Origin of the sequence: Pseudomonas sp. Os17, assembly GCF_001547895.1 — a bacterium.
Classification (GTDB): Bacteria; Pseudomonadota; Gammaproteobacteria; order Pseudomonadales; family Pseudomonadaceae; genus Aquipseudomonas.
Map to the genome: position 1 here is coordinate 3,881,924 of NZ_AP014627.1, position 24,482 is coordinate 3,906,405.

General features: G+C 57.9%; 36 protein-coding genes. 8 read left to right on the forward strand and 28 right to left on the reverse strand.

Annotation, left to right across the window (positions count from 1 at the left end; genetic code table 11):
- Window positions 1–20: 20 nt before the first annotated feature.
- The 4 genes from POS17_RS16940 (at window position 21) to POS17_RS16950 (ending at window position 1,415) form a co-directional block, all read left to right on the forward strand.
- On the forward strand, window positions 21–353 hold the full coding sequence (locus POS17_RS16940; protein ID WP_060839642.1) for a hypothetical protein: 333 nt from the start codon (window positions 21–23) through the stop codon (window positions 351–353).
- Between the two features lie 78 nt (window positions 354–431).
- A complete protein-coding gene (locus tag POS17_RS16945) occupies window positions 432–761 on the forward strand; it encodes a hypothetical protein (protein ID WP_060839643.1) in 330 nt (109 codons plus the stop codon).
- A gap of 63 nt (window positions 762–824) precedes the next feature.
- A complete protein-coding gene (locus POS17_RS31755) occupies window positions 825–1,127 on the forward strand; it encodes a hypothetical protein (RefSeq protein ID WP_148654969.1) in 303 nt (100 codons plus the stop codon).
- A 48-nt stretch (window positions 1,128–1,175) separates the two neighbouring features.
- Window positions 1,176–1,415, forward strand: coding sequence for a hypothetical protein (locus POS17_RS16950; RefSeq protein ID WP_060839644.1), 240 nt, complete (start codon window positions 1,176–1,178; stop codon window positions 1,413–1,415).
- Window positions 1,416–1,547: 132 nt separating this feature from the next.
- Here POS17_RS16950 and POS17_RS31760 read toward each other — a convergent pair whose 3' ends face one another.
- Both POS17_RS31760 and POS17_RS31765 read right to left on the reverse strand, forming a co-directional pair.
- Window positions 1,548–1,907 (reverse strand): hypothetical protein, encoded by a 360-nt coding sequence (locus POS17_RS31760; RefSeq protein ID WP_148654970.1) that lies wholly within the window; start codon window positions 1,905–1,907, stop codon window positions 1,548–1,550.
- Window positions 1,904–2,323: a hypothetical protein gene (locus POS17_RS31765; protein WP_148654971.1), complete on the reverse strand. Its 420-nt coding sequence runs from the start codon at window positions 2,321–2,323 to the stop codon at window positions 1,904–1,906. Before POS17_RS31765 ends, POS17_RS31760 begins: the two co-directional genes overlap by 4 nt.
- A 187-nt stretch (window positions 2,324–2,510) precedes the next feature.
- Here POS17_RS31765 and POS17_RS16955 point away from each other — a divergent pair, with 187 nt between their 5' ends.
- The gene (locus POS17_RS16955) at window positions 2,511–3,044 is read left to right on the forward strand and encodes a hypothetical protein (RefSeq protein ID WP_060839645.1); all 534 of its coding nucleotides are present in this window, start codon (window positions 2,511–2,513) and stop codon (window positions 3,042–3,044) included.
- Here the strand turns inward: POS17_RS16955 and POS17_RS16960 are convergent.
- From POS17_RS16960 to POS17_RS17010, 11 genes are all read right to left on the reverse strand, one after another.
- On the reverse strand, window positions 3,041–3,811 hold the full coding sequence (locus POS17_RS16960) for a C40 family peptidase (protein WP_060839646.1): 771 nt from the start codon (window positions 3,809–3,811) through the stop codon (window positions 3,041–3,043). The genes POS17_RS16955 and POS17_RS16960 overlap by 4 nt on opposite strands.
- A gap of 2 nt (window positions 3,812–3,813) precedes the next feature.
- The gene (locus POS17_RS16965) at window positions 3,814–4,497 is read right to left on the reverse strand and encodes a phage minor tail protein L (protein WP_060839647.1); all 684 of its coding nucleotides are present in this window, start codon (window positions 4,495–4,497) and stop codon (window positions 3,814–3,816) included.
- A gap of 74 nt (window positions 4,498–4,571) precedes the next feature.
- On the reverse strand, window positions 4,572–6,356 hold the full coding sequence (locus POS17_RS16970; protein ID WP_060839648.1) for a phage tail protein: 1,785 nt from the start codon (window positions 6,354–6,356) through the stop codon (window positions 4,572–4,574).
- Window positions 6,353–6,691, reverse strand: a complete 339-nt coding sequence (locus tag POS17_RS16975) for a phage tail protein (protein WP_060839649.1) — start codon at window positions 6,689–6,691, stop codon at window positions 6,353–6,355. The genes POS17_RS16970 and POS17_RS16975 overlap by 4 nt, the downstream gene beginning before the upstream one ends.
- A gap of 45 nt (window positions 6,692–6,736) precedes the next feature.
- On the reverse strand, window positions 6,737–10,060 hold the full coding sequence (locus POS17_RS16980; protein WP_060839650.1) for a phage tail tape measure protein: 3,324 nt from the start codon (window positions 10,058–10,060) through the stop codon (window positions 6,737–6,739).
- Window positions 10,057–10,308: a DUF1799 domain-containing protein gene (locus POS17_RS16985; protein WP_060839651.1), complete on the reverse strand. Its 252-nt coding sequence runs from the start codon at window positions 10,306–10,308 to the stop codon at window positions 10,057–10,059. The genes POS17_RS16980 and POS17_RS16985 overlap by 4 nt, the downstream gene beginning before the upstream one ends.
- Window positions 10,309–10,373: 65 nt before the next feature.
- Window positions 10,374–10,754 (reverse strand): phage tail assembly chaperone, encoded by a 381-nt coding sequence (locus tag POS17_RS16990; protein ID WP_011062036.1) that lies wholly within the window; start codon window positions 10,752–10,754, stop codon window positions 10,374–10,376.
- A gap of 3 nt (window positions 10,755–10,757) precedes the next feature.
- Window positions 10,758–11,411, reverse strand: a complete 654-nt coding sequence (locus POS17_RS16995) for a phage tail protein (RefSeq protein ID WP_053158993.1) — start codon at window positions 11,409–11,411, stop codon at window positions 10,758–10,760.
- A 72-nt stretch (window positions 11,412–11,483) separates the two neighbouring features.
- Window positions 11,484–11,900: a phage tail terminator-like protein gene (locus tag POS17_RS17000; RefSeq protein ID WP_060839652.1), complete on the reverse strand. Its 417-nt coding sequence runs from the start codon at window positions 11,898–11,900 to the stop codon at window positions 11,484–11,486.
- Window positions 11,897–12,550 carry a hypothetical protein gene (locus POS17_RS17005; RefSeq protein ID WP_060839653.1) on the reverse strand — a complete coding sequence of 218 codons (654 nt, stop codon included), beginning with the start codon at window positions 12,548–12,550 and terminating at the stop codon, window positions 11,897–11,899. Before POS17_RS17005 ends, POS17_RS17000 begins: the two co-directional genes overlap by 4 nt.
- Window positions 12,547–12,915 carry a hypothetical protein gene (locus POS17_RS17010; protein WP_060839654.1) on the reverse strand — a complete coding sequence of 123 codons (369 nt, stop codon included), beginning with the start codon at window positions 12,913–12,915 and terminating at the stop codon, window positions 12,547–12,549. Before POS17_RS17010 ends, POS17_RS17005 begins: the two co-directional genes overlap by 4 nt.
- Window positions 12,916–12,939: 24 nt before the next feature.
- On the opposite strand from POS17_RS17010, the gene POS17_RS17015 reads away from it, so the two are divergent.
- Window positions 12,940–13,248 carry a hypothetical protein gene (locus POS17_RS17015; RefSeq protein WP_060839655.1) on the forward strand — a complete coding sequence of 103 codons (309 nt, stop codon included), beginning with the start codon at window positions 12,940–12,942 and terminating at the stop codon, window positions 13,246–13,248.
- Between the two features lies 1 nt (window position 13,249).
- Here POS17_RS17015 and POS17_RS17020 read toward each other — a convergent pair whose 3' ends face one another.
- The 4 genes from POS17_RS17020 to POS17_RS17035 are packed head-to-tail and all read right to left on the reverse strand — an operon-like array spanning window position 13,250 to window position 15,792.
- Window positions 13,250–13,753, reverse strand: a complete 504-nt coding sequence (locus POS17_RS17020) for a DnaT-like ssDNA-binding protein (RefSeq protein WP_060839656.1) — start codon at window positions 13,751–13,753, stop codon at window positions 13,250–13,252.
- Window positions 13,754–13,756: 3 nt separating this feature from the next.
- Entirely contained in the window at window positions 13,757–14,065 is a 309-nt protein-coding gene (locus tag POS17_RS17025) for a HeH/LEM domain-containing protein (protein ID WP_060839657.1), read from the reverse strand.
- A 51-nt stretch (window positions 14,066–14,116) separates the two neighbouring features.
- Complete coding sequence (locus POS17_RS17030) at window positions 14,117–15,064, reverse strand: major capsid protein (RefSeq protein WP_060839658.1); 948 nt, start codon at window positions 15,062–15,064, stop codon at window positions 14,117–14,119.
- Between the two features lie 11 nt (window positions 15,065–15,075).
- Complete coding sequence (locus POS17_RS17035) at window positions 15,076–15,792, reverse strand: hypothetical protein (RefSeq protein ID WP_060839659.1); 717 nt, start codon at window positions 15,790–15,792, stop codon at window positions 15,076–15,078.
- Between the two features lie 162 nt (window positions 15,793–15,954).
- Between POS17_RS17035 and POS17_RS31770 the strand changes: the two genes are divergently transcribed.
- Window positions 15,955–16,536 (forward strand): hypothetical protein, encoded by a 582-nt coding sequence (locus POS17_RS31770; RefSeq protein ID WP_148654972.1) that lies wholly within the window; start codon window positions 15,955–15,957, stop codon window positions 16,534–16,536.
- Window positions 16,537–16,548: 12 nt separating this feature from the next.
- Here POS17_RS31770 and POS17_RS17040 read toward each other — a convergent pair whose 3' ends face one another.
- The 5 genes from POS17_RS17040 to POS17_RS17060 are packed head-to-tail and all read right to left on the reverse strand — an operon-like array spanning window position 16,549 to window position 21,478.
- The gene (locus tag POS17_RS17040; protein WP_060839660.1) at window positions 16,549–17,640 is read right to left on the reverse strand and encodes a minor capsid protein; all 1,092 of its coding nucleotides are present in this window, start codon (window positions 17,638–17,640) and stop codon (window positions 16,549–16,551) included.
- Window positions 17,615–19,078 carry a DUF4055 domain-containing protein gene (locus tag POS17_RS17045; RefSeq protein ID WP_060839661.1) on the reverse strand — a complete coding sequence of 488 codons (1,464 nt, stop codon included), beginning with the start codon at window positions 19,076–19,078 and terminating at the stop codon, window positions 17,615–17,617. The genes POS17_RS17040 and POS17_RS17045 overlap by 26 nt, the downstream gene beginning before the upstream one ends.
- Window positions 19,075–20,376, reverse strand: a complete 1,302-nt coding sequence (locus tag POS17_RS17050) for a terminase large subunit domain-containing protein (protein ID WP_060839662.1) — start codon at window positions 20,374–20,376, stop codon at window positions 19,075–19,077. The genes POS17_RS17045 and POS17_RS17050 overlap by 4 nt, the downstream gene beginning before the upstream one ends.
- Window positions 20,363–20,824, reverse strand: a complete 462-nt coding sequence (locus POS17_RS17055; protein ID WP_060839663.1) for a DUF2280 domain-containing protein — start codon at window positions 20,822–20,824, stop codon at window positions 20,363–20,365. The genes POS17_RS17050 and POS17_RS17055 overlap by 14 nt, the downstream gene beginning before the upstream one ends.
- 30 nt (window positions 20,825–20,854) lie before the next feature.
- A complete protein-coding gene (locus tag POS17_RS17060) occupies window positions 20,855–21,478 on the reverse strand; it encodes a putative metallopeptidase (RefSeq protein ID WP_060839664.1) in 624 nt (207 codons plus the stop codon).
- Between the two features lie 72 nt (window positions 21,479–21,550).
- Between POS17_RS17060 and POS17_RS17065 the strand changes: the two genes are divergently transcribed.
- Window positions 21,551–21,754: a hypothetical protein gene (locus tag POS17_RS17065; protein ID WP_060839665.1), complete on the forward strand. Its 204-nt coding sequence runs from the start codon at window positions 21,551–21,553 to the stop codon at window positions 21,752–21,754.
- A 31-nt stretch (window positions 21,755–21,785) separates the two neighbouring features.
- Here the strand turns inward: POS17_RS17065 and POS17_RS17070 are convergent, their stop codons facing one another.
- From POS17_RS17070 to POS17_RS17095, 6 genes are all read right to left on the reverse strand, one after another.
- Entirely contained in the window at window positions 21,786–22,040 is a 255-nt protein-coding gene (locus POS17_RS17070; protein WP_060839666.1) for a hypothetical protein, read from the reverse strand.
- On the reverse strand, window positions 22,037–22,228 hold the full coding sequence (locus POS17_RS17075; protein WP_060839667.1) for a hypothetical protein: 192 nt from the start codon (window positions 22,226–22,228) through the stop codon (window positions 22,037–22,039). Before POS17_RS17075 ends, POS17_RS17070 begins: the two co-directional genes overlap by 4 nt.
- A complete protein-coding gene (locus tag POS17_RS17080; RefSeq protein WP_060839668.1) occupies window positions 22,221–22,583 on the reverse strand; it encodes a Gp49 family protein in 363 nt (120 codons plus the stop codon). Before POS17_RS17080 ends, POS17_RS17075 begins: the two co-directional genes overlap by 8 nt.
- Window positions 22,584–22,639: 56 nt before the next feature.
- Window positions 22,640–22,963, reverse strand: coding sequence for a phage holin, lambda family (locus tag POS17_RS17085; RefSeq protein WP_060839669.1), 324 nt, complete (start codon window positions 22,961–22,963; stop codon window positions 22,640–22,642).
- 86 nt (window positions 22,964–23,049) lie between these two features.
- The gene (locus tag POS17_RS17090; protein WP_053152077.1) at window positions 23,050–23,352 is read right to left on the reverse strand and encodes a hypothetical protein; all 303 of its coding nucleotides are present in this window, start codon (window positions 23,350–23,352) and stop codon (window positions 23,050–23,052) included.
- The gene (locus tag POS17_RS17095) at window positions 23,353–24,261 is read right to left on the reverse strand and encodes a lipid II-degrading bacteriocin (RefSeq protein ID WP_148654973.1); all 909 of its coding nucleotides are present in this window, start codon (window positions 24,259–24,261) and stop codon (window positions 23,353–23,355) included.
- Between the last annotated feature and the right edge of the window lie 221 nt (window positions 24,262–24,482).

A 24,482-nucleotide genomic window follows, 5' to 3' on the forward strand; every position in this document is an offset into this window, starting at 1 on the left:
CGTGAGAGTGGGAGGGTTAGATGTCCTGCAAGATCTCTCGGAAGCGCTCTGTAGCCTTTATGAATTTTGTCAAAGCTGCATGGAGCAACCGGAAGAAAAAGAAGACCTGGGCAGAGCTCAACGACTGGGCGCTTGCCTTCATAGGCGCCCCGAGCTTTCTGGTTGGTAGCTTTTACTTATGGGTTGTCAGTACAACAACACCTGATCTGCTAGCTCTGACTCGCGACCACGGCCTACCGCTGAAAGCCATTTTGGCTTTCGTCTTCTTGGGCGGCCTCGCAGTGAGCGCCTGGTTCTTTCTAAGCGTCGCACGTCGGTGCAGTGAACTGCTTTACGAGCGTAACTTCAAATAAACAAAGACTAGGTCTACCCCGCCGGGCTTTTTCAAACCAGCGTCAGCAACCAGGTCGGGCCTCATCAAGGAAGAAAATATGTACAAGATCCTGTTAGCAGTTCGTGTTGTTCGCCATGGAGTAACCGAAGGCGGATACAGTCGCGAGCTAGAGCTTCCATTCATACCTACAGTTGGTATGCGTTTCGAGCAAGGCATCAGTACCACCCTCTGGGAAACTACTACCGGGGAAGAGCTAGACCCTGCTGTTGAGCAAGTAATTTATGATCTCGACGAAAATATATTCGTATGTCTTTTCACCGTTCCTTTGTCGCTAGCCGCATCGTTTTGGCAGAGCCTTCCTGGAAGGACCGATGGTATCGTCTGCGGTGTAATGCAGTACTTCCGACATGTGCCCCTCGCGGGATAAGCACAAGCACGCGTAGCGACGAGCTTTCAATACTCACTAATAAACTAGGGAATAGGACGTAGTATGTTTTTCACAAAAGAGGAAAAAGTAGAGGGTCTTCGAAAAGCGATTCCAACCCCGCCAGCAACTGGTGATCAGCTAAAAGACCTTGCAGCGGCAGTCAAAAAAACGCTTGCAGGAACTCCTATCGAGTCGCGTACGGATGAGATACTGGCTAAATACGTACAGAATCAAACAAAGACAGGCCACTACTTTGACCAAGAAGATGCTGGGTATCTAAATCGCGTCGCTGATTATATTGAGTCATCGATATCGGACGACTTCAGTGATCTTAACGAGAAGACTTTCGACTGGTATGTAATTTGACTGACAAATCCGCATCCATCCCGCCGAAAACCTTAACTGGTTAATAACATGCTCGCACCCAACCTCACCTTCAAGAGCCTCGGCTACACCAAGCGTGGCGATTTGATTGATTCCTACCAGTTGGAAGTAACCGACACCCGTGGTGGCACTACCGTAGAGATCTCAGTCCCGACGAGGCATCTCATTTCAGTTCGTAGCATGGAGAGGATCCTCCTCAACCGGAAAATGCTCTACTCCGTCACGCAGCGCGAGCACGCGAAAATACTGAGCGATATGTTCGATCAGTAGCAACTTGAAGCAATCAAGGAATAGTCTGGCCCTACGGGCTTTTTATATAGGAAGGATTCTTAAATGCCTATTACTGAGCAAGCCCAGCGCGGGGCTGGGCTACATTTAATAGCAATAAAAAATCCAGAAACTTTATGGAGATCTATGTCTCCACTCTCGCACATTTAGCAACACTGCCGTGTTGTTAGACTCCTTATCCCATATTGCTTTATTAAATTGCCAATAATAAAAGTGAACGATCCGACCATCTTCCAGTGTTTTTTTACTGGATTTTCCTTTTTTGCTGTACACAACCACCAAATCACCAGCTTTAACCGTAAGATCCGGCAGCCAGTATGCTGATTTAGATCCAGATTGCGGGTTACCTGACTTGCCCTTTTTGGACCGCATCAGCACATATTTGCCGATATCCACTTCCTCATTGGCCTTCATAACCACACGTTCTTTTTCTAGGTTGCCTGCCTCAGGAATCCGGTCAATTTCGAGCTTCATTGGTTACCCCGCTTTGACCAAACGCTTCCACCCACAAGAACGACGCCTCCAAAGAAGGCGAGGAACGTCAATGGCCAATTCCCCCAGGCTGTTGGCAAATAACCCAAGATAAGGCATCCAACCCCCAGCGTCGCAGATTGTAAGGTATCGAGCGATGTAATTCGCTTTAGCGCTGATTCTGAAACAGCAAGATCACTTTTTGTCTCATAGTAATCAGACCGAAATTTTTCCAAAGTCAGAATTGTTTCCTCCGCAACATCAAGGCGATCCAATATCATTTTTTGGACACCTGGGTGCTTCAGTTCTTCGTCGTTAAGTCGTCGCTCTACTCTGGCTAGCGCTCTCTTTTCGGTTGGAGCTTCATTTTTAATCTCCACTGCATCGCTGTCATCAGAGGCTTGGTCAACTTGACCCATAATCCATTACCTAGGTTGAGCCCCTACTAGACGGGCGTGCGCAGCCCATATCCGTGGTATGGACCCCCAACTTACCTAGATACTCTACAGCGAGCCGTAAAGGCTCACCAACTGGATGAAATGCCAGTGGCAAGACTGGAGCCACGGGTAGTAGCTTTGGGCTTTTTCAAAAACCAAGGAGCTAGGTATGCCCATGAAACAAGATGTTGACTCAAACCACTTTAAGCGATGGCCGTATGTTGCCGAGCAACGTGCCGACGGCGACCATAACAATGGCGGTATAGACCTGATCGCCGAGCCCCACCGAATCAATGACATCCATGAAGCTACCGAAGAAAATGGGCTCCGCCCATTGCTTGTTGAGCTAAACAAGCCGGATGGGCAATTCATGTCGCTAGGGTGCGCTTCGGGACTCGATGGCAGCTATCACTCATATTTCGAATTTACCCCTCGCGACCGCGCCGAAGCGGAAAACCTTGATCAGATGGAGCTAATTTACTCTCGGTGGCTGTCATGGGTGGCCGAGGTGGACGTGAAACACCCAGGTTTCGCCAAAGCTCTTCATGACAATGCGGTATGGGAAACCAGGACATTTTCCTTCCGAGGAAACGAGCCACAGCATCTGATAACCGTCTTCCATCGCGCTCCAGATGTGGAAAACCATCGGACTCTAGCGGAGTACTTTGTGATTTTTCTTCGCTCAATTGAACAGTCCTCCTAAGGCCTGGCATTTTTGTGCCGCCAGTAGCTGACAGTGACCTCTCGCCAATACCCGCCGTAGGTATCACGCTTGCTGTCCCGATTGTATAGGTGGTGCAGGATCGACCCGGGTGCCGGGAAGTGCTGGGGCTCAGTCTTCAGCACACCATCGGCCAGGTATACCCCGGCGTGGTTCGGCACCTTCGACCGGATCTGCATCAGCACGATGTCGCCGTGCTGCGGCGCACTGACCTGGCTGAACCCGGCCGCGGGCAGGTTCTCCAGGTACAGGTTCCCACCCTTCTCCCACCATCCATCCTCACGTTCGTACTGGCCCAGGTCGATGCCCATCTCACGGCAGTAGAAGTCGAGGATGATGCTCAGACAGTCGTGTACGCCATGAGCGAACTTGCGGCCGATCAGTGGGGCCTGGTAGCCCTCCGGCACGAAGCTCACAAACTCGCCTGGGCGCACCTGTTCGTCATCGCCCTTGCGGACCTCAAGGATGTGCCAGGGAAGCCCGGAGGCCTCACAGGAGACGCGATCCGCCTCACTGGGTGCTGCTGGATGGTCTGGGTGGCTGTGCACGACAGCCAGCACCTGGCCGCGATCCTCGGCGGCGGCGAAGTCCTCGGGCGACAGGCGGAAGTGCTCGCTGGGCGTCGAGGCCGTGTTGCGGCAAGGCACATAGACCTCCTTTCGCCCTTCGCGAATCACGAGGCCGCAGCACTCACGCGGGTACTCAGCCAGCGCATGCCGCTCAATGGCGGCGCGGGTGGACTTGTTCATGGTCAGCTCCGAAGCAGGCCAGCGGCCGGGAATGAGCCGTAAGGCAGAGGGTTGTTCTCGCCGAAGCGAAGCTTGCAGCTGCTCAGGCGCCCGCCGCATTTGTCCTTGGAGGCGTCGGTGACGATGACGTCGTTCTCATCGGCCACGGGCCCACCGTTGTAGCCGCAGTAGGGCCCGCGGTAACCGCCGCAGCTGAGCCACCAGCAGACGTTGGCCACGATCTGCCGGCGCGGCAGTTGGACGCCGGCGAAGTCCAGGGCCGAGGCCAGCTCAAACTGCACCGTTTCGTTGTTCTCGGCAGCCTTGCGCTCGACGTACCAGATGTCCGGCGGCAACTCCTCGTCGGGGTCTGCTTCGGGCTGGCCGTCCAGGTACTTGCCCAGAGTTCGATGCCGGATCAACTTGGCCCCCACCAGATCCTCGAAGTACAGCACCAGAGCCGTGATGAACCCGCCGACGTTGCCAACAGATAGGGTCGGCATCGGCTGGGCGCCCTGCCCGGTCATTTCGAAGCCCTCGGCCTGGATCGGCCAAGGGGAATACTCCTCGCCCTGCCAGTAGATCGATGACTGCTGCCGGTAGCCGTGAAAGCGGTACAGCTCGGCGCCGAGGGCGGTAGCGTCGAGCTCGAAAAGCTCCACCCACGCGCCAGGCTCCAGGGTCTGGATATCGGCCGTAATTGGCATCGTGTTTCCTCGGGCAAAAAAAATCCCGCTCGATGGCGGGCTGTAGGAACGGGTGAATACGAACTGCAACAGTCTTATAGCGCTGTAACAGTGCATCTGATGTCAAACGCGGACCACGGAAGCCACGTAGCGACACCATTCGTCAGGTTGGTAATTACAGTGCCGTTTGCGGATGCGTGAGTTCTTACCGTGAAACTAGTTGAATCGCTGTTATAAATAGTCAGCCCACCTCCTCCGTTGTCGGTGGTGATCGTGTTGATAACCAGCTCTGTACCGACAGGGTATCCGGCTGTAGCTGTTGTTATCCTTGCATCCCACCGAAAACTAGTGACCGGCGCCCCCATATTGTGCTGAAAAATTGAACCAACGTTTGCGGAGAATTTACGCCAGTCGCTAACCCACTTTTTTGGGGTCGCCACTTGTAGATTCTGTATCTGCGAGGCCTGGGATGCCACAAGGGCTGCCAATGCGGTTACGTCCACCGTGCCGGGATTAGCAGCCGTTGCTCCGCCGATAAAGCACCAGATTACGGCTACGTTGGTTGGCCGAGTTTCTAAACCTACCCGAGGCACTCCATTGGCGCCATCGGTCTGCATCTTTGATATTGTCGATGCTGGGTAGGGGTTGTTTCTTAACGTGTGGTAAGCGGCACGAAGGTTGGCCACGGTTGATGCTGCGCTCGGATAGGTTCCAAACTCGGCTAATGACCAGCCGTCTGTTCCGCCGAATGCGTGCCCCTGGAGCTGATCAAGCTGTGCATTACCTGGATATTCAGACGACCCCCGACCATAACCGCGAAGGAACATAGCGGACATGGTGCCGCCAGCGTGCTTACCGTTAAGGTCAGGCATGCGGAAAGTGGTAGAACCATTGCCAGCAGAAAAGCGCGTTTGAAGCAGACCATCTGCCAACCATTGCGCGTCAGTTACAGCCACCGTTGAAACAAGCGTCCATAACTGCGGAAACACCGCTCGGTCAATGAGTTGCCCGTTGGCAGGGATATGACCGCTAGGCAGCGAGGCCTCCGACACATGCCACGGAACCAGGGAGCCAACAGGAAGGCCACCAACATCGCCGTAGCTGCCGTCACCCTTGAGGTAGCGGTCCTTGTCTACAATAGCCGGGGCGGGAACAAGCCCTTTGACGCCATCGGCGGAAGCAGTAGCTCCCGCCATCGTTGCCGTGTAGTACGACGCAGGCTGGCCGCCGAGTTTACTGGCATCGGCCGCCACCTCACTCTTGCCCAGCTTGGCGTTGAGCTGGCCCTGCAGCTTTGCAAAAGCCTGCAGCACCGTGTCGGTTGCCAGGATCGCAGCATTGACCAGGGTGCCAAGGCCAGAAAGAGTGGTTGAGCGCACACGGGACTGCGTGAAGTACTGGTTTGTCGGACCTTCGGGCACCTGGTCAGTTGAGCCGGGCGAAGACGGGATCAGCACAAATGCGGATCCACTCCACCGGTACTGTCGCGTCGGGTTGGTTGGGCTGTCGCCGTCGTTGACTGCGATGTAGATCTTTCCTGTTTCGCCCGCTTCTGGAAAATCTTCCAGAGTTGGAAATTCGAGCACATCATCGACGAAGCTCGGTAGCTGGGAGGCCGGCACCACCCCGTTAATCAACTGTGGAACCGAGTCACCCAGGGCCGTCGCAGGCACTGCGGCGTCGGCTATCGCTTTCGCCTCTGCAGCGGCATCCCGCGCCGCCGCAGCATTCGCCACACCCTGCTCAGCCTTCGCCTGAGCTGCAGTCGTGCGGGTATCCAACTCCGCGAAGTTGTCGTTGATGATCTGACCGCCCGAGCGCAGGTCCTGGCCGTTGCCATCGTTGGGAACCCCGCCGATGTTGATGGGATCGATGCTCATGGGTGGAATGCCTGTTCGAATGTTGCGGTCAGGGTGTAGGCATCGCCCCCCATGGCCTTGGGTTGATACTCGGAACACCGGTAGAGCATTTGATCGCCCAGCGGGTCAGCCCAGAAAAACGGTGTTGCGCCGGCATGCCGATCGAGGAACGCCATGATCTCCTTGATGCGCGCCTTCTGGCCTGTGAACGTCAGGGGCCAGGACTGCGAGCGGTTGTTGATTCCGTCCTGGGCACGCTGCTCGTAACCGTCGCCGAACTTGGCCGACTTGGTTCGAAACGCAATGGTGGCCGCCGGATCGTTGTTCGGCTTCCAGGTGAAGATTTCAGTTGCCATATTTTCTCCAGGCATAAAAAAGCCCGCCGAAGCGGGCAACGCCAATCAGCCACGCCCCCTGATGGCCATGTAGATCTGGCCTCCTGGCCGGAGGTCCTTCGCGATCTGCTCCTGGGCACCCTGCTTGGCGGACTTGGCATAGGCCTGGGCCAGAACCTGGCCGTCCGCTTCGCTGGCCCCGCCACTCCCTTCAGGGATGTTGAAGGTCTGCTGAATCACGACTTGGTTGTTGCTCGGGGTTGAATCACCGCCCAACGCTCGAATACCCAACTGGCCGCCGGAGGTCCTGGCCAACGGCACAATCGCCTCGGGGCCCGCCTCGCCCATCAATCCAGTCTGGCCGCCAGCCATTCCGAAAGCCGTTGGCTTGCTGACCACGCTGTTCGTGAAGGCGCCACCATTGGCGAACATCTGCACGCCAGCTCCCCAGGCACCGCCATTGGCCTGGTAGCTGGAGAAGTCGACCCCGGTATACCCGGCCTGCGTTGAGCCGGCCGAAGCCGCCCCACCGCCGAAGTACGATGCGGCAGCAGAGGCAGCCATGCCGAACAACGAGCTGAGCGCCGAGGAGCTGGCCTGGCGAACAGCAATGCGCGCCATATCTGCGAGGATCGACTTCGTGAAGTCAGCAAACGACAGCTTTCCGGTCATCGCGAACTGCACAATCGCATCTTCCATGGAGCCGAAGGCGTTTGTGAAAAGGCTCTTGGTCTGGCCGGCCACATCTCGCGCCGACTCCAAGTAGTTCTGCCAGGCTGAGGATGCTCCATTGGTCCAGTCGCCCTGGGCAGCGCTCATGTCGTCGTAGTTGCTGACCACGGTGTCGTGCAGTTTCTGCTGGGTGGACTCCAGTGCCTGCAGCTTCTGCGTGTACTCGTCGAGGCTCATGCCCCGGGAGCCATCGCCATACTGGTTGGCCAGGTCCAGCTTCTGCTGGTTGATGCGGTCGTCGATTGCGTTCTGCTGGTTGGTCAGGTCCCGCTGGCGGTCACCCTGGCCAAGGCCCGCGGCAGCACGAATACCCTGCTCACGTAGCGTATCGACTTGCTGCTGCAGGGCGCTGGTGTAGGTCTTGACCGCCAGTTCCTGCTTCTTCAGCCGGCCCTCTTCGTTCTTGGCCAGCACGCTCAGCTCGGTGTCAGCGTCCCGCTGAGCCTTGACCATGGCGGCGCGGGCATCGGCGATTTTCTGGTCCAGTTGGATGCGCTGGGCGGCAGAGGTGCTGGCCTTGCCCTTGGCGGCCTCAAGTGCCGAAATTTCCGCCTCATAGGCCGCCGTGACCTCGTCCCGCTCATTGCCGATCATGGCCTCGCGCTTGAGCAGATAGTCGGCCTGGGACACCAGTCCCGCCTTCTGCGCTGCGTCCAGTTCCTTCTGGGCGTTTTTGTACTCGGACAGGATGCCGGTAAGGTTGTTTTTCGAGTTGTTGAAGGCCGTCAGATCTACCGCACCGGCGGCAGATTTGGGGTCCTTTTTCTGCTCGTCGATCGCCTTCCGCAACTGGTCGTAGGCTCCGCCGGAAAACTTCTTACCGTCGTACTGAACCCCATCCAATAGCGAAACCTTTTTCCCTGTCTCTTCGCTCCTCCGGAAAAGCGTCGTGAACTGATCGTCGAGCTTTTTGTAAGCCTCCTGCCGCTTGGCGAGCGGGTTCAAATTCTCCATCTGCTTGTCCAGTTCCTTCTGGACCGCAATGAGCTCCTTATTCGCCCGTGTTTCCTCGCCAGTTGCTACCGCATTGCTCTCGCTGGCCGCCTGCCGCGCCTTCAGTGCAGCAAGCTTTGCTTCCAGCGCAGGCGTGGAGTCGTCGTTCTCCCCGTCAGCCAGCCCAAGGAAGGAGTTGAGCGAGCTCAGGCCATTCGACACAGCGCCTGCGACACCACCTCCCTTGCGGGTATCCAGCACCCTCTGGGTGATCTCGATTTGCTTGGCCAGGTCCGGGAAGATCTCGGATCGAATCTCTGCGTAAGCGCCCTTGATGGCGACCTTCACCCGATCCCAATCGCGCTCGATGTCCGACAGTGAATCGCGGTAGTTTTTCAGCCGCTCCTGTGCGGACTGATTCAGGTTTTCACTGAGGGTGTCCAGCGCGCGCTGGTGATCGCCTTGCTCATCAATGGCTTTGATGACCTGGTACTGCTCATAGGTCAGCAGCCCATATTGATCGCTGATCTTCGATGCCGCTTCCGTTGCGGTGTTTCCGGCATTGGCCAGCGACTTCGCAATATCACCCGCCCCCTTCCCCGTAACCTCACCAATGGCCGCTGCCGCCTCGGCCAGGTTCTGCATCTGGACACCGCTGGTTGCTGCCCCTGATGCCAGAGCGATTACAGCCTCGCGCGCACCAGCCAAGTTGCCGGTCAGTGCGCCAGCCGAATCACTCATGGACTTGAGGCTGGCTACGCTTTGCCCTGCATCGTTGGAGCCACCATTGATAACGCTGTTGAACTCTCGCGCCTGCTTCATGGCGTCGAAGTAGGCATACCCGAGACCACCAATAACGCCCGCCAGCAGCCCCGCGGGTATCAGGGCGGCCGCAAGACTCTTCGCAGAGGCCCCAGCCCCCGCGCCAAGCTGTGCAATAGCCCGCGCACCACTCCCCCAATCCCCAGATTGCAGGGCGTTGGTCAGCTGCATGACGTTTTCTTGAGCCTGGCGGGTGCCGAGCTTCAGCTTGTCGAATGCGCCCTCTGTCGCGGTGATGCCGGCCCGGTCCTTGCCGACTTTGGCCAAGGCTTCGCTGTAGCGGTCAGCGTTGATTGCGCCAATGCGGAACGCCTCATGGGCGGCCTTTTCCTGCGCCTCCAGCTTGGCCAGCTTCACATTCAAGGGGTCGATGCTGTTGACCGTACGCTTCAGCGCTTCGATCTGCCGGTTCTCGGCGTCGATCAGGCGCTGCTTCTGCGCCGCCTCCTTGGCTTCGGCTTTCTCGATCTTGTCGAAGGATTTGCCGAGACGCTCCTGATAGGCCTCTTGCTGTTCAATGGTGACCAAGCCGCCCTTGCGGGCCCGCTCAAGCAATCCCTCGGCCTGGACCAGCTTCTCCATGCTGTCGATATTGCCGGTCATCGCCCTGTCGAGCTGGCTGATGATGGCGATTTCGCTGGCGGCGCTTGTACCGGCCTTGCGGCTCGCGTCGACCTGGCGTTCCTTCGCACTGGTAGCTTTGTCGATGCCCTGGGCGGCCTCCGCCTCCGCTTGGCTGATCTTCTTGCCGGTGTTGGCCAGGCCTTCCCCAGCCTTGCCAAGGTCATCGACGGCCTTCTCTGCCCCTTCGGCCGCGTCGACCAGTTTATCCAGGTCATCGGCAGCCTTGACCGCCTGAGACGACTCAACCGCAATGCCAAGCGAAGCGAAGGTAGTGCTCATTTGTTGTCTCTCTGTTCAGCCATTACGGCCAGGGCTTCGGCCTCCATCTGCCGGATGTCACTGAAAATGCTTTGCCTGGAGCCAGCCGGCACACCACACATTCGGATGACGCTCGGCAGGACGCCGTAGTCCAGACCGGTAGCGCCGCACGCGCCGACCCGCCACTGGGTGTGCATCGCCTCAAAGACAATGAAGGCCGGCCAGTTGTCCGGCCAGACCTCGCAGTCCTGGCCGGTGAGATCACCCACCAGAAAGCCAAAGGTCTTCAGCTCTTCCGCCGAAGGCCCCTGCTCGTAGAGTGCGCGCGCGGCGCTTAGGAGTTTCCCAGGCGGGCCTGGTTGAAGGCTTCGGAATAGGCCGCCAATACCGCGCTGGGAATCGAGACAATCGAGGTGACCAGAATGCGGATGTTCTGGTCGTTGAACTCTTCTTCGAAGTCCCAGCCGGCCACCACCGCCTTAACTTGATCCACCTGCAGGTCGATCTGGGCCGCGGTGAAGGCTTTCAGGTCCATCTCGTCAGCCTTCAACCCCAGGGCCTTGTGGCGCTCGCCCCACTCGGCATAGAGCTCGGCCAGGCCGGTCCGGTCCAGGTACTTGAACTCGAACCCCACCTTCACTGGCTCGCCGCCCAATTGCGGGATCAGCACGTCGGCCCTGAAGGTTGGATTCTGGATCAGTGAGAACTTGGCCATGGGTTACACCGAGGTCAGATAGCGGGTTGGCTCGGATTGCAGCGCCAGGTTCACGGTGCGGGTCAGCAGGTTGTTACGGGACACCGCCGGCTGCTTGGAGAACGAGGTGTAGGCCCCGTACAGCAGCGTGTCATTGCCGGGGAGGTTGAGGCGCGCGGCCTGTACCTTCTTGCCGGCGTCAGCCGCCATCAGCACCGCGTTGAAGGGTTGAGCCGGATCATCTGCGATGGTCAGCACCATGCTCGCCGCGGACTTGTCGGTAGGGATCTGCTTGCCCTGGTCATCTTCCAAGAAGGTGACGTCGAGATAGTTCTGCTCGCCGCCGGAGAAAGCCAAGTCGGTGACCTGCGGAATCAGTACCCAGGAGAGGATCTTTTTCATGGTGCCCGCACCGTTGCCAGCCGGGAACAGCTGCGTATCGGTGGTATCGATCCCTTCCAGGGTGATCGCCGTGGCGGTCGCGGCTTTAATGCGCACCACCTTGTTGTCCAGCTTGCTCCAGCCGGAGGTCAGCAGCACGATGTCGCCGACGTCCAGGTCAGCGCCCACAACGGTGGCGACCGCCTCGGAGGCGTTAGAAATTGCGGTGAAAGCCAGAGCCGGGGCGTAGGTCGCGGCATGCTGGAAGTTGCCGCCGTTGGGAATTCGGTATGCCATTGGGTTTTCCTCTCTTTAGAAATAACAAAACCCGCTCAATGGCGGGTCTGTGGGGTTGCCCGATGGGCGGAATCAGTTGGTATCGGCGCGATACTGGAAGGACACGGGCACGGTGTAGGTGGTGTCACCCTGGATGCCTGGCCCCTGGTCTGGCGGCGTCATGGTGATCACCGTCAGGCCGGCCTTTTCGTTCCGTTCATACAGCGGAAACAGAGCGCTGATCTCATCAGCCAGGCCGCCGGCCGGACCGCGGTACTTGCCCGACGGCACCACCACGCTGACCTGGAAGACGCCGGTATACAGCCGGTGATCGCCGCCCAGGGTGTTGCTCGCAGTATCCGCCGGCAGCGTGTAGGCACGGAGGTAGGTTTCTCCGTCCTTTGGCGTGTAGGTCTCGTTCTCGACGACCACTTTCAGCGGCGGAACCCTGGCTTTCGCCCAGCCGATAACCCTGGCCTGGTAGATCGTGGCAATGACGTTATGACTCATACCTGGTTGTTCCTGATGGCTTCGTCGACGATCTGCTGGAACCTGGCGAGCGTGATTCGAACCATGCCGCCGGGGGCCTGCTTGGAATGCCCGTATTCAAGCGGCACCGCATAAGGCAGGTTGTTCACGATGTAGGCTGTCTGGCCTGCTGTCAGCTGCCCGACCTGCAGCCGCAGCTTGGCCAGAGTCACACCGCCAGAAGGATCGACCTGATCCAGCGTGCCGTCGGCGGGTGTATCGATCGAGAACTGCCAGTTACCCCGGAAGCGACCGCCGACATAGTCCTTCCCGGCGACCAGGCCGTTCACGTTGAAGTTCTGGTCGCGCTCGGTCTTGGTCAGGGGCTTGGCATACTTCACGCCGCGGCGCAGCTTGCCGGCCTTGGTGAAGTTGCTTTCGTCCAGGTTGATCAGCGTGTTGCGCACCGAGACCTTGAAGTCGTAGTCGTCGGCTGCGCGTGTATTGGTTGCGCGGTGCGCCACGTTGGCCGCCCAGATCTCCGGATTACCCACCGGCGACATGCGAATCACGCTGCTGCCGATCTCGTTCACGATCTCGCGAAAGGTGGCGTCTATGCCGACCTGGGCCTGCTCGGCAAACTGGCGGATGTTCTCCGCGAAGCTGCCGTTCCTGCCGGCGTAGCGGTTCACGACCGCACCTGCAGCTCGTACAGAATCGGAGTGCCGGCTGGGTTGATTTCTTTCAGCGGCGGAACGATGGACCAGGTCCGGCCTTGAATGATCACCTTATTCAGCAGATCCGGCGCCCACGCCAGCCCCTGAGCGGCGACCTTGAGCTTCTTGTCGCCCTGCTTGATGAGGCTGTTGTTCTGGAACTCCAAGCCTGTGAAGTCGAGCAGGATGCCCTGGGTGGTTTGCTCGGTGATGGTGTCGGGGCCAGCGAACCCAGTTTCAGGATCGTAATCGCCGGGCTTGATGTCGCGGATGGTTACGGGCTGGCCGAACTCTGTGATCATCTCCAGAGCCGTAACGGCCATTTCTTCGTAGAATGCCATTTGGCTACCCTAAAAGGACCTTTGATGACTAATGGCGAAAAAGCATTGTTATTGATTGAGGCTGCCGAGCGCCTAAACAATGCATTGACAGACTTCAGTAGAGTCGACGAATGCCCAGCGAGAGTCGCCCTAGTACAGGCAATTCGCACCGTATTGGCTGGAACGGCTGCAGAGAAACTCGCCGATGAATTGATAGACCAACTTGCTCAACACAGTGTTCCGCTCGACTCAAAGGACCTTGCCACTTTGGTTGATCTCGTATCCGTTAGCAGCGACGGAGATTTAGCCAATGTTTATATCCATTATGAAACACGGCAAATGGAGAAGTATTGATTTAGGCCCGCACCGCAAATAACCCGCGCCGTTGTAGGTAGTCAGCAAACTGCGTGGCGCTCGGCCGGTCCGGCGCCGCCGGCAACAGTCGGCCGCTGCTGTTCGGTATGGCGGCATACTCGCGGGTTACCGCCCCTTCGACACGCTCCAGGGTTACCGCGCCTTTGCGCTTCTCGATCGGGTCGATGTCGTCCTGGTGAATCTCGGCGGCCAGAGCCATCTGGCCGTATTGAATCCGCGCCGGCAGGTAGTTGTTTGGCTTGATCTCCTGATCAAGCAGCACTTCCCGGCGCGGCCAGGCCAGAGCCTGCTCGCTGCTGGTCTTGCGGCCCTTCCAGGTCATGCCATCCATTGCCAGGGCCGCTCGGCGAAGCAACGCTTCCTGCGCGGGCACCTCCGCAGGGATGGCTACGCCGAATTTCACGGCGTACATGGCCAGATCCTCGGCGGACGCATAGCTTTCGGCGTCAGGCTTGCCGGTGCCATCCTCAACTATGAGTGCCATAAATCAACTCGCTGGAATGAGTTTCACAATTTCGGCCTTCGAGGCCTTCGGATCGAACTCGATGCCCTGAGCAGTGAGCCAATCACGCAGATCTGCCACGCCCATTTTAGCTGGGTCAGTTTCAGTAGCGCCGGCGGGCTCGACAACATCGACCTCGACCTGGATAGCCTTGTAAGCCTCAACCACGACTGGCCAATCACCCACAACAGTTACCTTGGTCACACCGGACTCTGGCTTATCGAAGTACTGCGGGTTGCGATAGCGCTGATCGGGATCGAAGTCCGTGGTTTGCGCAGAGTAAGTCAATTCCATGGATGTCTCCAAAGCGGCTCATGGCGAACCGCTTGCTGAGGAAGGCGCTGATTAAGGCGCGGACAGGTCGATCAGAACGCCGGCAGTGACCTTGTCGCTGGTGGCGTACTTGGTCCAGTTGGCACCGGTGCCGATCGCAGCCAGGTTCGGGTTCACCCCACCGGTGGCGTCCTTCCAGCTGTAGCCGAGCAGGTCCAGGTTGAAGGTGCCCTCAGCGCGGAAGCCCATCGCCAAGTTTTCCTGGGTGTTGATGGGGTACGAACGGAAGCCCGGAGCCTGCGACTCAGTGATTTTGATTGCCCCAGCCTGCAGGCCGAAGATGGTTTCGGTCGGGATGGTGTCCGACACCAAAACAGGCTTACCCATGGTGCCGGGCTGGCCACCGTAGATAACCACGCCGGCTTCTTCGTAAACCTTCTCAGTGATGGCCTGGTCGACCATGTCGAAGTAGGTCGCCGAGTCCATGGTCCATAGCGCAATGCGACCGAAGCGGTCGCCGAACTTGCGCATGCCCTTGGTCAGCGCCTTCTTGCCATCAGTGGCAAAGCTGGCCTTGGTAACCATATTGGGGTTGGCACCGATGGAAGCCTTCAGCGCGGCCATGGCGTACTGGATGTAGCCTTCCAGCACTGCATCGGCGTAGTCCTGGCCCACCAGCTCGGAGAACTCTTCCGGCGAGCGAGCGCGACGTTTGAAGGCCTCCTCGGTGGTCTCGTAAGGACCGTACTTGAACGGCACCTTCACACCGACCATTTCGCCGGAGCCGATCTTCTGGCCGGCAACCGCGGCTGTCGAGTTCACGTCGCGGTGAGCGATGGATCCGCCGAGCTTGTAGAAAGCACGCTTGCGCAGGTCGCCTTCGATCAGTTCGTTGTCCAGCACCAGGGCGCCGTTGGAAGAGGCGTTGAAGATGTCGATCACATCCTGGATGCGCTCCAGGTAAGCGGTTTGGGCAAGATCGTTGTAGACGATCATGTCCGAGGTGACGGTAGTCGCCATGGGTTACTCCATTATTTGGGCAATTTCAGGTAGGCGTCCTGGCCGTTTGCAGTGATGAACTCACGCTTGGCGACAGAGGACATTTCGGAACGTTTCAGAGCGGCCCCACCGCCATTTCCAGCACCGCCGGCCCCGCCGCCAGATGCCTTGCTGCCTGCGATCAGAGGACCGAACGCAGGGTCTTTCGTGAATTCACTCTTCAGCTCTTCCAGCGTAGTGGCGGAGAGCTTGCCGGCTTGGTCCAGCACTACGACAGTTGGCTTGCCGTCGCGCTGCTCGACGCTCAAGCGACGTTCGATATGGGGAAGCAGTGCCTTGGCGCTGCCTGGGATGGCTAGAGTGGTTGCGATCTCGGTAGCAGTACGCCCTACGGTCAGATCCCGGATCTGACCTTGCAGGGTGTTGCGCTCCGACTCGAGCTGGCCATTCAGCTCTGCCTCGCGGCGGCTGTATTTCTCGGACCAGGATTTTTCGAGTTCTTCAACGTTGCCCGATTTGCGCAGTGCTTCTTCACGCTCCAGGCGAGCCTGTTCTTCAGCTGCCTTGCGCTTGTCGGCTTCTGATTTCTTCTCGGCCAGCAGTTCTTCAACCTTCGATTTCAGGCCGGAAACGTCTTCAGGCTGAGGCAACCCCTCGATGCCGAGGACATACTTGCCCTCTTTCTCGGTGTAAAAAGCGCGCACGGATTCGTCTACCCCTTCCAGGGTATCCAGTTGGAATTTCAGCATGGGTTGTCTCCCAGAGACGTAGGTGCAGGCCCTGCCTGCAGAAAGACACCGCGTTGAGCGGCTGAGTGATTAGTGACCTGATGTCAGAGTTGCAATTTCCATAATTCTAGAGATGATGCGTCCGAAAATTTCACCCCCTCTGAAACAAGGACGTGCCTGTAAATGTGCTGGAAAGAAATTACCGAAATTGTGGGTAGCAACCTTCCTGATGCTAATTTAGTCGCTGCTATGGCCGGGGCAGCCTCAGCCCTTGCTGCTTTCTGGACCATACGGCACGCCTCGAAAGCCAGGGAAAATGAGCGCTACCTGGGTTACGCAGTAACTACCCTTGAACGAGCGTTCTCTGCATTAGTTGGTCAAAGCACGGTAGATGAATTGCCACCATCCGATCGCATCGGTTGGCTTACGGCTGCACGTTTGATTGAGGAGTACAAGTCAGCAAAAACTCGCATCAAGGATCGAGTAATCCTCCAAGAATGCGAAAGCCACGAGGACCACTGGAGGCACCAGTTTTACCTTCGACTTGCACCTCTCTCAATTGGAAGGGTTGCTTATTATTCCGAGGGCTCAGATTCCATCGATCCGACTTCTGCGATCGTCGTTCACGCCTTCGCAAGCTGGCCGGAGAACAAGCTTGATCCCATAAAACGCTATAGAACCTACAACGAAGCGCTCGAGAAGCTTCAAATTCACCCTAAATGGGCGAGCCTCAAATGGTATGTAAACAATTACAAACAAGATTAATACCAAGCCTTTCTACCCGGGACCGAAAACCCGCTCGAACGCCAGAGGCTCAAGAACTTTCATCTGCACAAGCGTTAGCGGTGAAAAGTTGCGATCAAGCTGCAGCTCAGAGAATCGCTCAATGCTCAGGCCACCATCGCGGAGTAACTTGGCGCGTTTCGAGCCTATCGCCTTGTCCTGGAACGTAGCCGGCTGCTGCTTGAGCCACTCGTAATAGCTAAGGTCGGCCCTTACCTGCTGCGGGCCATCCTCACCGACAGACGCTCGCGTGGCACCCTCGGCAAACATTGCGCTGAAGCGAGTCACAGCCACTACTGTCGATCGGCAGTTGATGTGGATCGGCGGCCGGGGGCCCTCTGTCAACTTGAACCGGCGCTTATCGAGCGTCCGGCACTGGCTGGTGGTCTTTGAATCCAAGGTGCTGACCCACTCCACGGCCTGGACGACGTCGGGGTTCTCTTTCAGCGTCTCCATGCGCGCCTGGGTGGCGACGTGCTGCACTGCCGTCCGCACAATGGCACCAGCGTTGCGGTTGGTCGTGGCCAAGATGCCGTCGTTGTAGTTGAGCACCTTGGTCCCGCGAATGTTCTTGATGATCTGGAAGTTGGTCTGGCCTTCGAAGAAGCCCTGCCGGATCGCGCCCGTGAGGCGCTGCCGCTCGGTGACGGTGAAGCCATCAATGAACGACTTCAGCAACTTGCCGCCGTCCACGCCGCGCACACTGAGCGGATTGGAGAGGATCGCCGTCCTGATCGCTGCAGCGCCTGGGACAGCAGCCTCAAAGGACACACCCACCGGTGCCGCCCGGGTCAGGCTGGTAGCCTCGAACTGCGCCTCATAGTTGGCGATGTCGACCAGGTCCAGGTTCAGCTTCTCGCTGTACCGGTCAAAGATGCCCAGCAACAGGCTGTCGACCTCCTGCAGCAGCACCTCAAGGCGCCGAGCGGTGTACTCAGTGAGGTCCGCGCGTGCCAGGCGGTCACGGATCGATCTGTCGATCTCCTTGAGAAAGGGGCCGAACTTCTCGACCTCTCCCGACTTCAGCTGTTCGAGGAAGACAGCGTGTCGGATGGTGGCATCAAGGATCGCTTGGTTTGCCGCCATCGCCAGGCCCTCCGGTCAGGTCATCCAGTTGCGGGCCCGCTTCAGCAGTCTGCAGCTCATCCCGGATTTCATCGTCGGTCTTCTCCGGGTCGATGACGCCGCGGTCGCGCAGGTACTGCCAGAAGTCAGCCTCAGGCAGCCGGCCGCCCTGCACAGCGTTGAACAATGCAGAAAGGATCGCAGGGTCGAGGCTGATCTGCGTGAAGTCCTGGTTCAGCTTGTAGAGCGATTCGCCGGCGACGTTCAGGAACTCGCCCATCCATTCCAGGCACTGCGAATAGGCCTCGCTGACGTTGCTCACGATCAAGGACAACACACTGTGCTCGGCGGCGCTGTCGTTGTCGGCCTGAGTGGCTGTCTTCACCGCGCTGCTACGCTCGATCAGCCTGGCGCCGAGGGCGATCAACTGATCTTCCTTGGCATCCATGGCCTCCTTGATCATGGTGTTGGCCTGGGCCTGGAGAATGCCGGCTGTGCCGTTCTGGGGCAGCGGCAGAATGGCCCGGGAACCGAAGTAGATCCCCTTCTCTTCCAGCATCTTCACCCACTGCTCATCAAGGCCAGCCATGTACACCTGTGGCTGGCCCATCAGGTAAGCCGCGTCCTCGTAGTCAGCGCTGTTGCGGTAATGCCCGATGTTGATCTCGGCCATGTCGTACAGCGGGGAGTCGTCGATGCTTGCGTCGTTGTTCTCGCTTCCCAGGAACTGGAAAGGGATCACCCTCCACCGCTGGCCTGCGCCGTTCAACGGGGTGAAAGGTGCTATGACCATCGAGGTCTGACCAGAGCCCTCCTCCCACACCTCCTGGGTGTAGTTCCCATCCGCATCCAGACGTAGCACGCGATACTGGGTTACCTGCTTGCTGCCGAAGCCATCATCAGTGTCGACATCGACCTTCTCCTCCAGCACCACCAGGCTCAGCAGGTGCTGGCCACCTACCTTGCGAGTCTTCCAGTTCTTGATCGCTTCCGTTGGGTAGCTGCTGATCGTCGAACGGACACGGCCAGACGCCATATCGGCAACACTCACGGCCTGACCATCAACTTGCGGGTAATCCACCAACAGCCCGTGACGCCCTACCTCAAGCAGATGCCCAATCACTGACTGGGACTGCTGATAGATGCTCACGCCCTGGCCATCGACATCCTTGGCCACGTAATCGAGCGCGCCCGGCACCGTCAGCGTCGGCCAGGTACGGAACACAGCGCCCACCAGGCTGTGCTTGGTCCGGCCGGTGGCGTTGTAGAACACGGCCCGCTGCTTGTAGCTGTCGTAGCGCTCCCGATTCTCCCTGCTCGTATCATGAGCATTGGGGCGCGGCAGGTATCGTTCGCCGGCGGCCTTGATGGTTTCTGAGCCCTTGCAGACGTCACGCACCAAGCGCCAGCGATTTCGCGCCGCGTCGTACTCGGGGCGAGTGAAAGTGACGTCTGTCATCGGGCAAATCCCATGTTCAGCGAGGTGATCGGCTTAACGATCGGGAACTCTTTGTGGATGAAGTACCCGCCGGCATCGTTGGCGTGGTCGTTTCCTTGTGACTTGTCGGGCTCGCCATTGGGCGCCCATACCTGCTGCTCCAGGCCGTCGGCGTAGGTCGGGCAGGTAAACGGGTTCACCAGGTAACGCCGCTCGCCCTGCGCATTGCAGAACATGGCGTTCATGGCGTTGATACGATCCTTGACTGGCGGGTTGGCCGCCGGCGCGATGACCGAGAAGCCGGCCTGCTTGAGCATGGCGATGTCCGTCATGCTGGCGTTGACCGACTTGCGCGAGTCGCCCGAAGCGTCCGGGTAGATCCTGATCTCGCACGTCTTCTTGAAGTCGTTGCCGTCGTGCTGCCAGTAGCGCTCCTTGATGCGGCGGATCATGTCCGGCGTGTCGTAGCCATCGATCAGCTCATCGACCGCTCTGGGCAGCCCCTGGCCGCGTTTGACGTGCGTGATCGCCGCCATCTTGCCGACGTTGAAGTCCATCCCGATAAACAGAGGCTCGCCAGCCTGGACCGTGTCGAAGCACTGGTTCAGCTTCCGGTCGTAGGCGTGGTAGATCGACCCCGACGTCAGGTTGACGAATTGGCCGTTTAGGTAGGCCCTGATCAGTTGCTCGGGGTACGACTCCATCAGCGACGGGATGTAGTCGTCTGGCAGATTCAGCTCGTTGTCGAAGGTGCTGGCCTGGACCAGGCCATACATCTCCTTGAGCGCCGGCTTGTCGCGAAGTTGCTTCACGAACTGCTGGAAGACGAACTTGAAGCCCTCGGGCGTCGTGGTGACGTCTACCCCGTTCTTCAGGCCCGGCAGGTTGTAGCGCATCCGGGCAATGATCTTGCGCCAGGCCTGCTGTGCCTTGATCGACGTCAGCACGTCCAGCTCATCCACCAGGGCGTGGCCGATCTTGAAGCCGACGATGGTCTGGGGCTTCTCCATCGACCGGCAGATCACAGTGCCGCGGCATTGCCGGCCGCTGTAGATGTGAACCTCATGGTTCGCCTGGTTGATCTTGGTCTTCAGCCCCCAGTCATAGGCCACTTCATCCATGGTCGGATAGAAGATGTCCCGGATCTGCGGATAGGTTGGCGCGAAGTATCCAGCGTTGACGCCGGGCCACTCCATGAAGTGCTTGCTCAGCGCGGAACAGCCTACCCAGGTCTTCCCCGACCCGAAGCCGGCAACAAAGGCGCGGAATTTATGGGGCAGCGTGAGGAACTGAGCCTGGGGTATGTTAAGGCTGGGCATCCGGCTTCCTCGCATCCACCACGTCGACCTGGATGCGGGTCGGGATCAGCGGCTCGTCGTCCGGCTCTTCCTTGCGGGCCCGGTTGACGTACATATCCCCGCACTCCTTGGCGGCCTGCTCGTAAAGCTGGGCAGTCAGGGCAAGGTTGCGCATGCTCTCGGCCTTTTCGGCCATCCTGGCCAAGCCGCGGAGGCGAAACGCGCGGTTGGCGATAGGGATATCTGCCGTGTCCTCTCGGAAGCGCTTGCGGGTATCTTCAAACAACTGCTTCCACTTAACCGCGAGCCCTTTCCCGGACACCTTCGTCGGGTCATGAGATTCAATTTGCTGGCGGGTGATAGACAGGCCGAATTCCTTTTGGACCGACTCGACTACCTGGGAAGGCGTATCGAAGCAGGCCAAGGCCTGAATTACGAAGACCTTCACCTCACTTGATAGGGCTGCCATAGGCGTTCATCCGTCCAAACCTGTCCAAAATCAGGCCGACTTGAGCAGACAGGTTCCGCAGGCCCTCGATATGTTCAATTTCCCCACCTCAGCAGGATTGTTTGCAGCGTCTACCAGCGCCTGAACGTCAGGGCTCGCACCATAGCGGCGGACCACACCGACGAACTCTTCGACGTCATGGCCGCGTAGCTTCAGTTTGGGCGCGCCTTCCTGGGTGAAGGCAGGCTGGCCGTACTTATCGGTCGCCTGGGCAATGTGGTAGAGCTCATGCTCTATCAGCGCACAGAAGTCAGCGTCGGAACACTGAGCGCAGTAGTCGGCCGCAAGGGTGATGATGAAGGCCGGCACATCGCCGAACCAATCACGCATCTGTTGCTCCATCCGAGCCTTCTGCCAGCCACCGGCGCGGAACGCCACCTGCTCAGCCTGACCCAGGACTATGCGGCCCTGCTTCTCGAAGCTCGACGATGCCCACATGACCTGGATGTCTGCATCCAGTAGGTGGGCATGGTCTTCGTTGTGGATGCTGCCGGTGTCGGCAAGGATCTCGGCCTGGAGCCATTCCCACACTTCAGGGGCTGGAGTCAGGCGAATACCGAAGCCGGAGAGATCGGACAGCTCAAGCAGCGATGCTGGAGGGCTAGGTCTGTCCACGGATCACCTGAAACTTGAAATAGTGGCGGGTTGACGGTATTGGTGAGTTTCAACTAATGCAAGGAAGTAAAAATGTCCGAGATTTCGAAAAACGTCTTGAATTCAGGCTTGGTAAAGGGTCAAGACGCTCATTACCGCTCTCACGCAGTTGCGGCTGCTCTTGAAGTAATCGCCATCGCCGTCGCTGGCACCGGTGACGCCAACAGACTTGCGAGCGAAATGGCCAAGCTCTCCGAATATGCCGATTTGATTCAGGAGGCAGTCAAGGTCAAATGATATTCTCGTGCCGCACTCACCTGCGGCACACCTACCCTTCCCCGCCATCCAGCAGCACATCGATTAGCTTCTGCTCACCCAGGCGCATCGCACCCAAGCACTGCAGGTCGTCGCACTTGGGGCCAAGCCCAAACACCGTCACCTCGCCTTTCGGCCCCATGAGGGTCAGCGCGCCTACAGTGCATTCGGGATGCACACCGGCATCGAGGTCATCTGCGATCTTGCGCAGGGTCTTGGCTGCATCGCGCCAGCCCTCCCGCTTGAACTCGACGAGCTTTGCAGTCATGCCTTCACCATGTTATGGGTCTGTGCGTGGGCGTGCCCGTGCAGCTCGGCGACGATCAGGCCCTGAGGCAGGCCAGCAGCCTTGGCAGCGTCAATGGCCTTGGCGATCGTGCTATCCAGTTCGGTAAGCGCTTTATTGATGTCCTGGCCCATGGGAAGCGCGTGGCGCAGGCGAGTGACTTTACCCATGAAGGCGTTGCTTCAGTTCGTAGCCCATCAGCGGCCAGATCTTTTGCTCGGCGTTGGCTCGGGCGATCTTGCGGCCGATCTCGGCGTCGAAGTTCTCGGGGCTGGCACAGGCCGACTCGCCGGTGACGGTGAAACCGTTGCGCAGCACCAGAACACAGAAGGTCAATAGAGCCAACTCGCCGTGCGCACCAGTGAGCCGGGTCAGCTCATCCTGCTCATTGAAGGCAGCCTGGACACCATTGGCAGCAGTGAAGAAGTACTCGCCAACAATGTTGGCCTGCAGGTCCGCGGGCGTGATACGTGGTGCGGTCAGGCCCTTTGCCAGGATTTCCTGCTCGATTGCTTGGTCGCTCATGGTGACTCCTCATGATTGTGCGCCACGATTTGGCGCATTAGAAAACGTGGCGCGGATCAGCCCTCGGCCTTACGGCTCATGAACCGATCGGAGTAGTCCCGCAGCTTCTCTACTCCAACAAAGCCGACCATGCAGCCAGCGAAGGTGGCCAGGTTGGCCGGCAGCGTGAAGTACTCAAGCAACGGAATAAGGCTGGAACCGATCAGGCCGCAGATGACAGCTTCCAGCACCATCTTGCGTCTGCTGCCGCCGCCATAGATCACGCGGAATATGGCAACAATGGCGGCCGTACCACCTGCATAGATCTGTGGCTGATGGGCCGCAAACCATGCCAGCGCTGCCGCCCATAGGTCGGGGTTCTTTTCTGGCATTTTGGCCATCTCTGTTCCTCCCTTTCGGGGAGCGCAAATGAAAAAGCCCCGGCGAATGCCAGGGCTTAAGGGGAGGACATACGCCGTAGGAACCTCTACCTGCCGGTGATCTCTAGCCGCCCATCACAGCTCAAAAGAGCCTGAAACTTTTGACCATCCAAATCAAAAGGCACCATCCACCAGTTGTTGTGGTCGTCGTAGGTTGCCGTTCCGACCAAGCGGAAGCTTTCTGCAGCAACAGGTAGATTTTGATCAAGATAATGCTGTTTCAATGAAGCAGAAAAAAAACTTTGCTCCGCTGCAGGGCAGACACCTACACCCTTTTTATTATCGCATCCATGAAGGGAAACCATGAGTGCCGCTGCACTCAGCAAGACAGCAATGGGCCTCAACATCATTCAGCGCCCTCCAGAGAACGATACTGTCTTTTCGCCAACTATATTGATTGAGTAGTCAGTATGACCAAACGTTTCTCCGAGGCCACGTAAGAATGTTGTTAGCCCCTCTTGAGCTGGTGTTCTATTGCTGCTCCCCGCGTCATACAAATCAGGGTTCAACCTATAAACCCCATTAAAGCTATAAGTCCCATTGGGCCCCAGCTCAAGAGTCCCTTCAACCTCACCGCTGATTCTTCCTAGCATCCCAGCTGCTGGCAGATCAATTGGTGCTTTGTCGAAGACGTTATAGGAGAAAGGTTCTTTAATCCTGTAGGCGCCAGCTCCCTTGGCGGGATTACTAAGTATGTTGACAATAGGCTTGAAGTCCGTAGCTACCATTTGAAGATTGAGCGATTCGATTCGGACATTTCGCGTCACCCCTTTACCGAATAGCCAGTATCCAATAGCTTGCATCGGCATTAGGGGGTCACCGTAAAAATCAATCCCATTGCTACGCTCCAAAACCCCATTATCGACAGAGTTGAAGGTCGAGTAGCCCATCATAGCAATACTGCCATTCCCTGCCCCCGCAAAATAAGGACCGAGAGTACCTGGAAGACGCTTATAGAATTGCATTGTGCGTAACGCCGCAGTGCAGTGCATAGCCATTTGGCTTTTAACCGTTTCCAACGGCTGCATACTCAACCCGCGAAAACACTCACTCATTACGGAGAGTGAATTATTTGTGAACATGGCCCCGTAAACACGATCCCCGTTTTGGACCATCTGAGCAAATCTAACAAAGGACTCTTGGATCATGTTCATATCGGAGGGGACATCATTAGTCGGCCAGCGTTCAATAACGGGAGGGCCGACATATGGAGTTACTGGGTGCACATATTCTGGAGCGAGTACTACTGACGTTGACATAGCATATCCCTGCTTTGATGTGATTGATTATTATTCTCATAAAAAAATAATCAACGTCAAGCTCATTTTATGGCGCCAAAAGAAACTCAAACTATCCGTAATTCCCTTCCAAAACTCTCAGAAACCGAACGGCCCGGCCATTTCAGCGGGTCTACGGCGGCAAATTCAAGGCATAAAAAACCCGGCACGGTGGCCGGGTTTAGGGTTCGTGTGCGTTTTGC

Excerpts from the sequence above, each read along its gene's own strand:
- POS17_RS16940 (WP_060839642.1), top strand. The coding sequence starts at position 21 with ATGTCCTGCAAGATCTCTCGGAAGCGCTCTGTAGCCTTTATGAATTTT.
- POS17_RS16945 (WP_060839643.1), top strand. The coding sequence starts at position 432 with ATGTACAAGATCCTGTTAGCAGTTCGTGTTGTTCGCCATGGAGTAACC.
- POS17_RS31755 (WP_148654969.1), top strand. The coding sequence starts at position 825 with ATGTTTTTCACAAAAGAGGAAAAAGTAGAGGGTCTTCGAAAAGCGATT.
- POS17_RS16950 (WP_060839644.1), top strand. The coding sequence starts at position 1,176 with ATGCTCGCACCCAACCTCACCTTCAAGAGCCTCGGCTACACCAAGCGT.
- POS17_RS31760 (WP_148654970.1), bottom strand. The coding sequence starts at position 1,907 with ATGAAGCTCGAAATTGACCGGATTCCTGAGGCAGGCAACCTAGAAAAA.
- POS17_RS31765 (WP_148654971.1), bottom strand. The coding sequence starts at position 2,323 with ATGGGTCAAGTTGACCAAGCCTCTGATGACAGCGATGCAGTGGAGATT.
- POS17_RS16955 (WP_060839645.1), top strand. The coding sequence starts at position 2,511 with ATGCCCATGAAACAAGATGTTGACTCAAACCACTTTAAGCGATGGCCG.
- POS17_RS16960 (WP_060839646.1), bottom strand. The coding sequence starts at position 3,811 with ATGAACAAGTCCACCCGCGCCGCCATTGAGCGGCATGCGCTGGCTGAG.
- POS17_RS16965 (WP_060839647.1), bottom strand. The coding sequence starts at position 4,497 with ATGCCAATTACGGCCGATATCCAGACCCTGGAGCCTGGCGCGTGGGTG.
- POS17_RS16970 (WP_060839648.1), bottom strand. The coding sequence starts at position 6,356 with ATGAGCATCGATCCCATCAACATCGGCGGGGTTCCCAACGATGGCAAC.
- POS17_RS16975 (WP_060839649.1), bottom strand. The coding sequence starts at position 6,691 with ATGGCAACTGAAATCTTCACCTGGAAGCCGAACAACGATCCGGCGGCC.
- POS17_RS16980 (WP_060839650.1), bottom strand. The coding sequence starts at position 10,060 with ATGAGCACTACCTTCGCTTCGCTTGGCATTGCGGTTGAGTCGTCTCAG.
- POS17_RS16990 (WP_011062036.1), bottom strand. The coding sequence starts at position 10,754 with ATGGCCAAGTTCTCACTGATCCAGAATCCAACCTTCAGGGCCGACGTG.
- POS17_RS16995 (WP_053158993.1), bottom strand. The coding sequence starts at position 11,411 with ATGGCATACCGAATTCCCAACGGCGGCAACTTCCAGCATGCCGCGACC.
- POS17_RS17000 (WP_060839652.1), bottom strand. The coding sequence starts at position 11,900 with ATGAGTCATAACGTCATTGCCACGATCTACCAGGCCAGGGTTATCGGC.
- POS17_RS17010 (WP_060839654.1), bottom strand. The coding sequence starts at position 12,915 with ATGGCATTCTACGAAGAAATGGCCGTTACGGCTCTGGAGATGATCACA.
- POS17_RS17015 (WP_060839655.1), top strand. The coding sequence starts at position 12,940 with ATGACTAATGGCGAAAAAGCATTGTTATTGATTGAGGCTGCCGAGCGC.
- POS17_RS17020 (WP_060839656.1), bottom strand. The coding sequence starts at position 13,753 with ATGGCACTCATAGTTGAGGATGGCACCGGCAAGCCTGACGCCGAAAGC.
- POS17_RS17025 (WP_060839657.1), bottom strand. The coding sequence starts at position 14,065 with ATGGAATTGACTTACTCTGCGCAAACCACGGACTTCGATCCCGATCAG.
- POS17_RS17030 (WP_060839658.1), bottom strand. The coding sequence starts at position 15,064 with ATGGCGACTACCGTCACCTCGGACATGATCGTCTACAACGATCTTGCC.
- POS17_RS17035 (WP_060839659.1), bottom strand. The coding sequence starts at position 15,792 with ATGCTGAAATTCCAACTGGATACCCTGGAAGGGGTAGACGAATCCGTG.
- POS17_RS31770 (WP_148654972.1), top strand. The coding sequence starts at position 15,955 with ATGTGCTGGAAAGAAATTACCGAAATTGTGGGTAGCAACCTTCCTGAT.
- POS17_RS17040 (WP_060839660.1), bottom strand. The coding sequence starts at position 17,640 with ATGGCGGCAAACCAAGCGATCCTTGATGCCACCATCCGACACGCTGTC.
- POS17_RS17045 (WP_060839661.1), bottom strand. The coding sequence starts at position 19,078 with ATGACAGACGTCACTTTCACTCGCCCCGAGTACGACGCGGCGCGAAAT.
- POS17_RS17050 (WP_060839662.1), bottom strand. The coding sequence starts at position 20,376 with ATGCCCAGCCTTAACATACCCCAGGCTCAGTTCCTCACGCTGCCCCAT.
- POS17_RS17055 (WP_060839663.1), bottom strand. The coding sequence starts at position 20,824 with ATGGCAGCCCTATCAAGTGAGGTGAAGGTCTTCGTAATTCAGGCCTTG.
- POS17_RS17065 (WP_060839665.1), top strand. The coding sequence starts at position 21,551 with ATGTCCGAGATTTCGAAAAACGTCTTGAATTCAGGCTTGGTAAAGGGT.
- POS17_RS17070 (WP_060839666.1), bottom strand. The coding sequence starts at position 22,040 with ATGACTGCAAAGCTCGTCGAGTTCAAGCGGGAGGGCTGGCGCGATGCA.
- POS17_RS17075 (WP_060839667.1), bottom strand. The coding sequence starts at position 22,228 with ATGGGTAAAGTCACTCGCCTGCGCCACGCGCTTCCCATGGGCCAGGAC.
- POS17_RS17080 (WP_060839668.1), bottom strand. The coding sequence starts at position 22,583 with ATGAGCGACCAAGCAATCGAGCAGGAAATCCTGGCAAAGGGCCTGACC.
- POS17_RS17085 (WP_060839669.1), bottom strand. The coding sequence starts at position 22,963 with ATGGCCAAAATGCCAGAAAAGAACCCCGACCTATGGGCGGCAGCGCTG.
- POS17_RS17090 (WP_053152077.1), bottom strand. The coding sequence starts at position 23,352 with ATGATGTTGAGGCCCATTGCTGTCTTGCTGAGTGCAGCGGCACTCATG.
- POS17_RS17095 (WP_148654973.1), bottom strand. The coding sequence starts at position 24,261 with ATGTCAACGTCAGTAGTACTCGCTCCAGAATATGTGCACCCAGTAACT.